Origin of the sequence: Chryseobacterium sp. 6424, assembly GCF_003692615.1 — a bacterium.
Lineage (GTDB): Bacteria > Bacteroidota > Bacteroidia > Flavobacteriales > Weeksellaceae > Kaistella.
Map to the genome: position 1 here is coordinate 2,361,603 of NZ_CP023540.1, position 11,525 is coordinate 2,373,127.

The following is an 11,525-nucleotide window of genomic DNA, read 5'->3' on the forward strand; positions in this document are numbered from 1 at the left end:
ATTTTTTAAGGTTAATATTCAAATTTAAACATTATAAACACGGAGTACAAAAATGATACCCTACTTTAATAAATCTTTAACATTCCGCTAAATGAAGAAACCGCTCTTTCAAGCGGTTTCTTTAATGATGTTATCGGTTCATACTCATCAGGAACTCTTCATTACTCATGGTTCCTTTGATGGTTTTGTTCACAAATTCCATTGCTTCCACAGGGTTCATGTCCGCAAGATACTTCCGAAGGATCCACATGCGCTGCTGGGTAATTTCATCATGCAGCAGATCATCGCGTCGTGTGCTTGATGCCACCAGATCAATGGCTGGGTAAATTCTTTTGTTGGCAATCTTACGGTCGAGCTGCAACTCCATATTTCCGGTACCTTTAAACTCTTCAAAGATGACCTCGTCCATCTTAGAGCCGGTATCAATCAGTGCAGTGGCGATAATGGTAAGGGAACCGCCACCCTCGATATTACGGGCTGCCCCGAAAAACCTTTTGGGTTTATGCAGCGCATTGGCATCTACCCCACCGGAAAGAATTTTCCCTGAAGCTGGGGTAACCGTGTTATACGCTCTGGCAAGGCGTGTGATGGAATCGAGCAGAATCACTACATCATGTCCACATTCCACCATTCTCTGTGCTTTTGAAAGAACGAGATTGGCGACTTTCACGTGTTTTTCCGCAGGTTCATCAAAGGTGGAAGCAATCACTTCCGCATTCACACTGCGCTCCATATCCGTTACTTCCTCCGGGCGTTCATCAATAAGCAATATCATCATGTACGCTTCAGGATGGTTCGCGGATATTGAGTTCGCGATGTCCTTCAGCAACATGGTCTTACCGGTTTTAGGTTGTGCCACGATCATGGCACGCTGCCCTTTCCCGATTGGGGTAAAAAGGTCTACAATCCTGGTAGAGCGTGTGGAGTTTTGCCCGGTAAGATTGAATTTTTCTTCAGGAAACAGCGGTGTCAGAAACTCAAACGCGACACGGTCTTTAATAAACTCTAGTTCACGGCCGTTGACTTCCGTAGGCTTCAGCAGTGAAAAATATTTCTCGCCTTCTTTTGGCAAGCGCACGATGCCTTTTACCGTATCGCCGGTTTTCAGGCCGTAATTCCTGATCTGGTTGGTCGATACATATACATCATCGGGAGAAGATATGTATGAAAAATCCGGAGATCGAAGGAAACCGTAGTTATCGGGAAGGATTTCCAGCACGCCTTCAATGGTTACCATACCGTCGAAATTGAAGTCTTTTTTAGGAACTTCCTCTGTACTTTCGGCATTTTGTTGATTGCGGTTCTGGTTCTGGTGTTGACGGTTCTGGTTTTTCTGGTTCGGGTGCTGTGGCTTATTGTTACCGTTGCCTTGGCCGTTATTTTGGTTATTATTGCCGTTACCGTTATTATTTGTGTGCCCGTTACCGTTGTTCTGGTTTTGGTTGGTTTGTGCTTTCTTAGGTTGCTCGGTATTAGGTTCTGCTTCGGCCGGCGTGGTGATGGTTTCGTTTTCTGCAGCTTCAGCAGCGGGAGTTTCCGTTTTCGGTGTTCGCTGTCTTTTTTTCTTTGCGGGTGCCTTGGGCGTTTGCTCAGCAGGATTTTCTGCTTTGTCTGTAGCCAATTCTTCAGCTACGATTTCTACAGGAGACTCGGGTAGGTTTTCTGTGGGATTTGCGGTAACCTCCGCAGATGGTTCAGTTGGTAGTTCTTCAGTCTTCACTGATTTTTTACGGGTACTGGTTTTGCGTGTTTTTTTTGCGGGAGTTTCAGTAGGTTCTGTATTGCCGGTGTCTTCGGTTGTATTGAAATAATCTTTGGCAATTTTGGTATTAGAAGCCTGAAAATCGAGTATGGCAAAAATCTTATCGCTGTCCGTGCTGTTTTTGGCTACTTTCACCCCTAGATCCGTGATGATTCTGGCCAATTCCGCTTCGGATTTCGAGCGTAATGTCTCAAGATTGAACATAAATATTATGTAAAAAGTATTTTATAAGTAAGTGTAGGTAAGAAAGTTAAGTCGGGCGACTTTTCTTAATCAGATGATTTATACTGCAAATCTACAGTTATTTTTTATTAATGCAAAAAATTATTGTTATTTTTGCGTCTGTGATTTTTTAAAGAGATGCTGCAGCGTATACAAACCATTTGGATATTTCTGGCCATTTTAGGTGCCATTTTTCTGTTCATCACAGGGCAGGATTTTTCGGTGTTTGGGCCGGTGCCCTTCATATCGGTGGTTTGCGTGGCTTTAATTCTATTTGGCTTCATCAGCATCCTGAGTTATAAGGACCGTAAGAGACAAATTCTGCTGAATAAGATCAGCATTTTTATAAACGCTTTGTTGCTCGGTTTATTGGCGTACTGGCTACTCACATTATCTGGAGGAAACAAGTTTCCTGAGAAAGGTATTGAGCCGCTTTTCCCGTTCCTCTCCATCATCTGTCTGCTTTTTGCCAACAGTGCGATCCGGAGAGACGACAGGCTCGTAAAATCTGTGGACAGACTCCGCTAAACGTACAACGTTTTTTTTTGAGTGAAACAGTTCTTTCGGGAACTGTTTTTTTTATTTGCTTCCGCCGAATGTCTATCTTTAGCAAAAAATTATTGATGAATAAATTCTATTACGCATTTGCACTGTTTCTAGCAGTATATGCCCCCGCGCAGAAAGTTGAGGAACAACGGGTTAAGACCATGCTCTCCGCATTAGCGGCAGATGACATGATGGGCCGCGAAATTGGTACGCCACAGAACGATTCCGCGGCAGTGTATATTGCACGCCGATTTCAGGAAAACAAACTGAAATACTGTACGGGCGATTCTTACCTTATACCGTTCGAGTATAAAGGGAAAACCGCCTATAACGTGTGCGCCGTAAAACCCGGAAAGTCTGAAAAAACATTGGCTTATACCGCGCATTTCGACCACATTGGCGCCAACGGGAAGGGTGTGGACGCCATTTTCAACGGTGCCGATGACAATGCAAGTGGCGTTACCCTGATGCTGGGACTGGCAGATTATTTTAAAGACACCGATCCTGCATTTTCTATGATGTATGTTGCCTTCAATGGGGAAGAGAAGGGCATGAAAGGCTCGCAGGCGATTGCGGAAGTGCCTTCTTTACAGTCTCATTTTAAAAACATCACTGCGCTGTTCAATTTTGAGATGGTTGCTACCGAATCTCAGTTCGGGCCGAATACACTGTATATGACGGGTGATAACTTTTCGGATCTTGATGAACTTATTAACGCATCTGCTGAAAACAAACTGAAAATACACCCAGATCCTTACGTGGGACAACAGCTTTTCTACCGTTCGGATAACGTGGTCTTCGCGAGGAAAAACATCATCGCCCACTCCTTCTCAACAGTGGATATGCGCACTGCCACCCATTATCATAAGGCCAATGATGACATCAGTGTAGTGAAATTCGGTAACCTTACCAATCTCATCAACAGTTTCGGGAAAACAGTACAGAAACTTACCCCACAGAATTTCAGCCCGAAATATAACGATACGGTAAAACTACAGCGATAATCTTTTTACATTCTAAATTCCGTAATTTTGCGCGAAATTTCTTTCAATGAAACCATTACACCGCATACTTTCCTTCGCTGGCCCTCATCAGAAATATCTTTTCGGCAGCATGTTTTTTAACATCATGTATTCTTTACTGAATATTTTTTCCGTGGCCACCATGTTGCCCATCCTGGGACTCATGTTTGGCACGGTGGAAAAAGTGGATACCACTGTGGTCCCCACGTATAGCGGCCGGTTGGTAGACTTTTTCGCGTTTGCGAAAGATTGGGTGTACTATACCATACAGACCAATATTGATACGCATGGTACCGTTCGGGTATTGGCGATACTCTGCGCTGTTACGGCGTTTGCCTTTCTGTTGCGCAATATCTTCCGTTATCTTGGCGCGTATTTACTCGTAAATTATCGTGTAGGCATTACTAAAGACCTGCGGACTGCGATGTACGAGAAATTCCTGAAACTGCCGGTATCATTCTTCACAGAGAAACGGAAAGGTGATATGATGAGCCGTATTTCCAACGATATCGGTGCCGTAGAAAGCGGTATTATGGGCAGTTTGGTAGATGTCATTAATGCGCCGTTTATGATTATCACTTCCCTGATAACACTGTTCATTCTGTCACCAAACCTTACACTTTTCTCGTTGTTGGTTTTCCCACTGATGGGCGGATTGATCGCCTGGGTAGGCAAAAGCCTCAAAAGAAAAGCCACCGCCGCCCAGGAAGAACTCGGGAATCTTTTTTCACTTGTAGATGAAACATTGAAATCATCAAAAGTCATTAAGATCTTCAACGCGGACCGTATTTTAAGAAACCGCTTCAACACAACGACCAACAACTGGAAAAAATACGCCATCGGAATGAGCCGCCGCCGCGAGTTAGCCTCACCCATGAGCGAATTTTTGGGTTCCGTAACCATTTTAATCATCACGTGGTTTGCCGGCGTACAAATTCTTAACGAACAAACGATGGAGCCTGAAACATTCTTGGTGTTCATCGGGATGTTCTTTCAGATTTTAGAACCCGCAAAAAAACTCTCAAGCGCGGTATCGAACATCCAGGGTGGACTTGCGAGTCTGGACCGGGTTTCAGAGGTGTTGGATTATGACTTAAAAGTCGAGGAAATCGCAAATCCTATCGGACTCTCTACCCTTCAGGATAAAATTGAGTTCAAAAACATCGGTTTTTATTATGATAAAGACAATGTAATCCTGAAAAACTTCAGCCTTACCCTTCCAAAGGGAAAAACCGTGGCACTCGTAGGCCAATCTGGCTCAGGTAAAACAACGATCGCGAATCTTTTAGCCCGTTTTTATGATGTTTCTGAAGGCGAAATACTGGTGGACGGACAAGACATCAGGAACCTGAAACTACAGCAATACCGCGATCTTCTGGGAATGGTAACGCAAGAATCAGTACTTTTTAATGATTCGGTTTTCAATAATATTTTGATGGGGAAACCCGAGGCGACCGAAGCGGAGGTAATCGCCGCGGCAAAAATCGCCAACGCCCACGAGTTCATCGAAAATCTACCGGAAAAATACTATACCAATATTGGTGACGACGGGAATAAACTTTCCGGAGGCCAAAAACAAAGGGTTTCCATCGCACGTGCTGTACTGAAAAATCCACCCATCATGATTCTGGATGAAGCAACTTCCGCCTTGGATACCGAATCTGAAAGATTCGTGCAGGATGCATTGGAGAAAATGATGGAAAACCGAACTTCTCTCGTGATCGCGCACCGACTTTCAACCATACAAAAAGCCGATTGGATCGTAGTGATGGAACGCGGAAACATTGTAGAGCAAGGCACACACGAAGATTTGATGAATAACAACAATGTTTACCGAAAACTGGTGGAACTGCAGAATTTTGGGTAAGGATGTTAAAGAAAATGAACGTTTAATTCACTTTCCAATCATTTTTTTGATCGAATTCAGCTTCATCAAAGCTTCAATCGGCGTCAAGGTATTGATGTCGATTTTTGTGAGTTCCTCACGAATGTTCTCCAAAACAGGATCGTCCAGCTGAAAGAATGAAAGCTGCAGATTTTCGTCGGTAAGTGCCTTGGTTTTACCTTTAGACCCGCTCTGGCTTCGACTTTTTTCTAAAGTTTTCAACACTTCGTTTGCGCGGTTCACCACTTTTGATGGCATGCCGGCAAGTTTCGCCACATGGATCCCGAAACTGTGTTCGCTGCCGCCAGGAAGCAGTTTCCGCATGAAAATAATGTTGCCTTTGTTCTCCTGAATGGAAACATGGAAGTTTTTAATCCGTTCGAAAGTCACCGTCATTTCATTCAGTTCATGGTAATGTGTCGCGAACAGCGTTTTGGGCTGAGTCGGGTGCTGGTGTAGGTATTCTGCGATCGCCCACGCAATCGAAACACCATCGTACGTTGATGTTCCACGCCCGATTTCATCCAAAAGAATCAGGCTTCGCTCGGAAATATTATTAAGGATATTCGCGGCCTCATTCATTTCCACCATGAACGTAGATTCGCCCGCCGAAATATTATCTGTGGCGCCGACTCTGGTGAAAATCTTGTCCAAAACCCCGATTTCAGCGTGTTTCGCCGGAACGAAACTTCCGATCTGTGCCATCAGGCAGATGATTGCAGTCTGTCTCAGAATCGCGGATTTACCCGCCATGTTCGGACCGGTTACCATGATGATCTGCTGCGCATCTTTATCTAAAAACACATCATTCGGGATATACTTTTCGCCCAGTGGCAAAGCATTTTCGATGATCGGATGTCTGGCTTCCTTTAAGTTTATCTCAAAACTGTCATTTAAAACCGGTCTTGTATAACTTTCCGAAACCGCCAGTTCAGATAATCCGACGCCACAGTCGATTTCGGCTATGATTTGTGCATTTTCCTGAATGCTGTCAATAAAAATCATCACATAGTTGCACACTTCACGGTAAAGTTCATGTTCAATTTTCGAGATTTTTTCTTCAGCGCCGAGGATTTGGTCCTCATATTCTTTAAGTTCAGCGGTAATATACCTTTCGGCGTTCACAAGTGTTTGCTTCCTGATCCAGTCCTGTGGTACTTTATCTTTATGCGTGTTACGAACCTCGATGAAATAGCCAAATACGTTGTTGAAGCTGATTTTCAGGCTGGATATGCCGGTTCTTTCAGTTTCGCGTTCGCACATTTCGTCAAGGAAGTTTTTGCCTTTGCTCTGTAAACTCCGCAGATGGTCTAATTCTTCAGAGATACCGCTTTTAATCACATTACCTTTGGCAATGTTTACCGGAAGCTCCTCATTCAGGTAATTTTGCAGATAGGTGATAAGTTCCTCAAGGTTGTTCAGTGGTTGTACCCACGCCAACACCTCATCAAATGGGTGTAAGAGCTTTTTAATCTCATGGATGTTGAGCAGGCTTTGGCGCAAATAACCAAGTTCTTTAGGGCAGATTTTCTCCGAGGCCAACTTCCCCATCAGACGGTCGAGATCCGAGATGGATTTCAGGAGTTGCTGAATTTCATATTTCAGATGGTCTTCCTTATTGAAAAACTCGATTAAATTGAGCCTTCGGTTAATCTCATCCACCGATTTTAAAGGTAAAATAAGTCTTCGCCTAAGCAACCTTCCGCCCATTGGGGTAGCGGTTTTATCAATAATATCCAGCAGCGACTTTCCCTGGGGATAGCTTGGATAGACGATTTCGAGATTTCTGAGCGTAAAATGATCCATCATCAGATAATCTTCCTGCGGAATTACCCGAATCCTGGTGATATGCTGCAAAAGCGCATGGTGCGTATCTTCCACCAGATAAGCGAAGATGGCGCCCGCAGCCACAATCCCCAGCTTGAAATCTTCAGCCCCGAACCCTTTTAAAGAGTTGGTCTTAAAATGGCTGGTGAGTTTTTCGTACGCATAATTATACTGAAATGCCCAATCTTCTAACTTGAAGGAGTTTTTGTTTCTTAACTGGCTCGGCAGTTCGATAGACCTTTGATAGATGACTTCGCTGGGATCAAATGTGTGGCAGATGTGCAGCAACTTTTCGAGGTTTCCCTCGGAGATCAGGAATTCGCCGGTAGATACATCCACCAAAGCCACGCCGTATTTTTCTTTCTCACGGTGTACAGAGAGGAGAAAATTATTCTTTTTGGAGGACAACACCTGCTCATTGAATGTCACACCGGGCGTTACCAACTCTGTCACGCCACGCTTTACAATTCCCTTTACGGATTTAGGGTCCTCTAACTGGTCACAGATGGCCACGCGCAACCCCGCACGCACGAGTTTTGGCAGGTAAGCATCTACCGAATGATGCGGAAAACCAGCCAGTTCTATAGCGCTTTCCCCATTGGCACGCTTGGTTAGAACAATACCCAGGATCTGCGATGCTTTAATGGCATCCGCACCGAAGGTTTCGTAAAAATCCCCTACCCGAAACAGCAACAGCGCATCCGGATATTTCGCCTTGATGGTGTTATACTGCGTCATTAAAGGAGTCTCTTTCTTTGCCATCGGTTACGGTTGGGTGGCGGTGAAGCCTTTATTTTAGTTAATTTTGCCAAAAATACAAAAATGTCATCCATCAAGAAACTGAAACTGGAAGAATTAGGCCGCATAGATGTTGAAACCTTTAAGGAAACCGAAAAAATTCCGCTGGTTGTAGTGCTGGATAATGTTAGGAGCATGCATAATGTCGGCGCGATTTTCCGTACGGCAGATGCCTTCGTGATCGACGAAATAATCCTTTGTGGAATTACGCCCCAACCGCCACACCGCGAAATCCATAAAGCAGCCTTGGGAGCGACTGAAAGTGTAGCGTGGCGTTATGAAAGAAGCATTGCTGAAGCGCTACAAAACCTAAAAGAACACGGATTTAACATTATTGGGATCGAGCAAACCTCGGCTTCTGTGCCGATTACTGATTTCCCGGTGGTTAAGGACCAAAAATATGCGCTGGTTCTGGGAAATGAAGTGGAAGGGTTAAGTGATGAAGCCTTCACGCATTATGACACTTTTCTGGAAATCCCGCAACTGGGTACCAAGCATTCACTAAACGTGTCGGTTTGTGGCGGTATTGTGATGTGGGAATTCTTCCGGAAACTGATATAAAAAAAATCCCAGCCGAGGCTGGGATGATAATGTTGTAATTCTCAGTTCTAGAAACTGCTTTGTGTTTGCGTATTTGGTTCGCCCGCACCGGCATCTGTGTTATGCGCAGCTCCTTCATTACCATTACCTGTTGCTGCTACTTTACTCTGTACCTGAGAAGCTACTTCACCCGCTTTAGTCTTCAGATCGCTGCCAAACTTATTGAAGTTATCTTTGGCGTTGTTCAGGGTATCTTTTACTTTCTGTTTGTCTTCAGGGGTAGCGTTTTTATATTTCCAGTATGCTACCGCTCCTAAACCTAATAAAGCTAATAAGCCATTTCTTTTAGTGCCCATGATTTTAATATTTTTGTGTTTGTTTAATTAACGCCAATGATGTAAAAACTGTGCCACTAACGCTCCGCTTGCCGTAAATTATGTTAAAACTTTACCAAAAAAATACCCTGCCGAAGCAGAGCATCTTTAATTATCCTAAATATGGATATTTATAATCTTTAGGAGAGACAAAAGTTTCTTTGATGGTCCGTACCGAAGTCCAGCGCAATAAATTCATCTTAGAACCGGCCTTATCATTGGTTCCCGAAGCCCTGGCACCACCGAATGGCTGCTGCCCTACTACCGCGCCCGTAGGCTTATCATTGATATAGAAGTTGCCTGCCGCATTCTCCAGCGCGTTATACGCTTCCTCAATCGCGTAACGGTCCTGCGAGAAAATAGAGCCTGTTAAAGAATAAGGTGAAGTTTCATCCACAATCTTCAGGGTTTCTTCCCACTGCGCGTCTTCATATACATAAACAGATAGTATCGGGCCGAAAATCTCTTCACAGAAAGACTCATATTTAGGGTTGGTGGTGAGGATTACGGTAGGTTCCACAAACCAGCCTTTCTTATCATCGCAATTGCCACCAAAAATTACTTCAGCTTCAGCAGAACTTTGTGCCCGTTCGATATAGGCTTTACATTTATCGAATGAACCTTTACTGATTACCGCGTTTACGAAGTTTGAAGGGTCTTCCGGGCTACCCATTTTCACCGTCTTCAGTTGTGCGCCCATGATTTCTTGTACTTCGCTCCAGAGCGACTGTGGGATATAAGCCCGCGATGCCGCGGAGCATTTCTGCCCTTGATACTCGAATGCGCCACGCACCAATGCTGTTGCAACAGCGGCGGCATTTGCTGAAGGGTGTACCATTACGAAATCTTTTCCGCCGGTTTCTCCTACAATCCTTGGGTAGGTCCTGTACTGATGGATATTGTTACCAATTGTTTTCCACATATCCTGGAATACCGTTGTAGAACCGGTGAAGTGCAATCCGGCAAAATCAGGATGCGTCAATACTTTCGCAGCGGTATCCTTACCATCAGTAAAAATCATGTTGATGACCCCGGCTGGCAATCCTGCTTCGGTAAGTACATCCATAATAACCTTAGCAGAAAGGATTTGTTTATCTGAAGGTTTCCATACCACCACGTTGCCCATCATGGCCATGCAGGTGGGCAGGTTACCGGCAATTGCCGTGAAGTTGAAAGGTGTTACCGCAAAGCAGAAACCTTCCAGCGGACGGTACTCAGTCCTGTTCCAAACACCGGCATCGGATACAGGCTGTTCGGAATAAATTTCCGTCATAAATTCTACATTATACCGCAGGAAATCTATGAACTCACAAGCCGAATCGATCTCTGCCTGGTGTACATTTTTACTTTGACCAATCATGGTAGCGGCATTCAGGCGGTCTCTGTAAGGGCCTGCCACCAGTTCGGCTGCTTTCAAAAAGATAGAGGCGCGTTGCTCCCAGCCCAGTTTGTTCCATTTTTCTTTGGCTGCGAGTGCCGTATTAATGGCCTCATCCACATGTTGCATAGTGCCTTTATAATAAAAGCCAAGATCGTGCTGGTGATCCTGTGGGGACTGTAAGGCCACTTTTTCCTCAGTCTTCACTTCTTTTCCATTAATGATCATGGGAATTTCGGCTTTTTCACTCCACATTTGCTTGTACATGGAAATAAGTGACTTTACCTCTGCAGAGCCTGGTTCATAAGTCCTTACGGGCTCATTTACAGCAAAAGGCACCTGCGATATTGCTTTGGTCATATTAAATATTTTAGGATTAATTTTTATAAGAGTTACAAAGTTACATGAATTAAAGTAATGTTCCAAAAGCCAAAAACTGGCCTATACTTCAACTTTTACCAGCATTTTTTCTGTGACGGTTTTACTAAGAACGGTAGTGCGGTTCCCTACTTTTATCGTCATGGAGTGGTCGTAAGGCTCGATTTCGTGTACTTGTATTTCGGTGCCGAGTTGCAAATTTTTAGCATTCAGGAAATTCAGGAAATCATCATCACTGATGGTTACAGCGGTAAAAACAGACTGCTCACCCAGGCTACAGTCGCTGAGTTTCTTCAAATCCTGCGCAATGATGTTGCCATATTTATCCGGGATCGGCTCACCATGCGGATCGAAGCGCGGGTAGTTCAGCAGTTCATCCATTTTATCAAAAAACGTTTCGGAATGTATATGCTCCAGTTGCTCGGCAATTTCGTGTACGTTTTCCCAGCCGAAATTCATTTTTTCAACAAGAAACATCTCTGTAAGACGGTGTTTACGCACCACCAGAGCAGCCTGTTTTTTCCCCAGACCTGTGATTTTTAATGGTTTATAGCTTTCATAAATCACCCATTCTTTCTCCGCAAACTTCTTCATCATGTTATTAACGCTGGGCATCTTCACATCCAGAAATTTACTTATTTCATTGATGGTCACCGTATGATCCTGGCTCATTAAATGGAAAATGGCTTTAAGATAGTTTTCTTCGGTTAGGGAAATCATAAAGTTAGATTATAAACTGTGCAAATCTAACATTAAAATTTAACTCGGAATATTTGACAAATAGTTAAAATAT

9 protein-coding genes are annotated in these 11,525 nt (G+C 44.0%); 4 read left to right on the forward strand and 5 right to left on the reverse strand.

All coding sequences use genetic code 11. The features are described 5' to 3' along the window. Positions 1–130: 130 nt before the first annotated feature. Complete coding sequence (rho, locus tag CO230_RS11055) at positions 131–1,966, reverse strand: transcription termination factor Rho (RefSeq protein ID WP_122028648.1); 1,836 nt, start codon at positions 1,964–1,966, stop codon at positions 131–133. Positions 1,967–2,122: 156 nt separating this feature from the next. Between rho and CO230_RS11060 the strand changes: the two genes are divergently transcribed. The 3 genes from CO230_RS11060 (at position 2,123) to CO230_RS11070 (ending at position 5,419) form a co-directional block, all read left to right on the forward strand. Next, positions 2,123–2,512 carry a DUF4293 family protein gene (locus tag CO230_RS11060; protein WP_122028649.1) on the forward strand — a complete coding sequence of 130 codons (390 nt, stop codon included), beginning with the start codon at positions 2,123–2,125 and terminating at the stop codon, positions 2,510–2,512. Positions 2,513–2,607: 95 nt separating this feature from the next. Next, a complete protein-coding gene (locus CO230_RS11065) occupies positions 2,608–3,534 on the forward strand; it encodes a M28 family metallopeptidase (RefSeq protein WP_122028971.1) in 927 nt (308 codons plus the stop codon). Positions 3,535–3,580: 46 nt separating this feature from the next. Further along, the gene (locus CO230_RS11070) at positions 3,581–5,419 is read left to right on the forward strand and encodes an ABC transporter ATP-binding protein (RefSeq protein WP_122028650.1); all 1,839 of its coding nucleotides are present in this window, start codon (positions 3,581–3,583) and stop codon (positions 5,417–5,419) included. Between the two features lie 27 nt (positions 5,420–5,446). On the opposite strand, the gene mutS is transcribed toward CO230_RS11070, so the two are convergent. Then, complete coding sequence (gene mutS / locus CO230_RS11075; RefSeq protein ID WP_122028651.1) at positions 5,447–8,026, reverse strand: DNA mismatch repair protein MutS; 2,580 nt, start codon at positions 8,024–8,026, stop codon at positions 5,447–5,449. 60 nt (positions 8,027–8,086) lie between these two features. Here mutS and CO230_RS11080 point away from each other — a divergent pair, with 60 nt between their 5' ends. Continuing rightward, entirely contained in the window at positions 8,087–8,623 is a 537-nt protein-coding gene (locus CO230_RS11080) for an RNA methyltransferase (protein WP_122028972.1), read from the forward strand. Positions 8,624–8,670: 47 nt separating this feature from the next. Here CO230_RS11080 and CO230_RS11085 read toward each other — a convergent pair whose 3' ends face one another. The 3 genes from CO230_RS11085 to CO230_RS11095 all read right to left on the reverse strand — a co-directional run bounded on the left by CO230_RS11085 (position 8,671) and on the right by CO230_RS11095 (position 11,452). Continuing rightward, positions 8,671–8,958, reverse strand: coding sequence for a YtxH domain-containing protein (locus CO230_RS11085; protein WP_122028652.1), 288 nt, complete (start codon positions 8,956–8,958; stop codon positions 8,671–8,673). A gap of 130 nt (positions 8,959–9,088) precedes the next feature. Then, positions 9,089–10,714, reverse strand: coding sequence for an L-glutamate gamma-semialdehyde dehydrogenase (pruA, locus tag CO230_RS11090; RefSeq protein ID WP_122028653.1), 1,626 nt, complete (start codon positions 10,712–10,714; stop codon positions 9,089–9,091). 81 nt (positions 10,715–10,795) lie between these two features. Next, positions 10,796–11,452 carry a metal-dependent transcriptional regulator gene (locus tag CO230_RS11095; RefSeq protein WP_122028654.1) on the reverse strand — a complete coding sequence of 219 codons (657 nt, stop codon included), beginning with the start codon at positions 11,450–11,452 and terminating at the stop codon, positions 10,796–10,798. Positions 11,453–11,525: the final 73 nt, after the last annotated feature.

Coding starts and splice junctions, on each gene's coding strand:
- CO230_RS11065 (WP_122028971.1), top strand. CDS start 2,608: ATGAATAAATTCTATTACGCATTTGCACTGTTTCTAGCAGTATATGCC.
- CO230_RS11095 (WP_122028654.1), bottom strand. CDS start 11,452: ATGATTTCCCTAACCGAAGAAAACTATCTTAAAGCCATTTTCCATTTA.
- CO230_RS11085 (WP_122028652.1), bottom strand. CDS start 8,958: ATGGGCACTAAAAGAAATGGCTTATTAGCTTTATTAGGTTTAGGAGCG.
- rho (WP_122028648.1), bottom strand. CDS start 1,966: ATGTTCAATCTTGAGACATTACGCTCGAAATCCGAAGCGGAATTGGCC.
- CO230_RS11080 (WP_122028972.1), top strand. CDS start 8,087: ATGTCATCCATCAAGAAACTGAAACTGGAAGAATTAGGCCGCATAGAT.
- CO230_RS11060 (WP_122028649.1), top strand. CDS start 2,123: ATGCTGCAGCGTATACAAACCATTTGGATATTTCTGGCCATTTTAGGT.
- mutS (WP_122028651.1), bottom strand. CDS start 8,026: ATGGCAAAGAAAGAGACTCCTTTAATGACGCAGTATAACACCATCAAG.
- CO230_RS11070 (WP_122028650.1), top strand. CDS start 3,581: ATGAAACCATTACACCGCATACTTTCCTTCGCTGGCCCTCATCAGAAA.
- pruA (WP_122028653.1), bottom strand. CDS start 10,714: ATGACCAAAGCAATATCGCAGGTGCCTTTTGCTGTAAATGAGCCCGTA.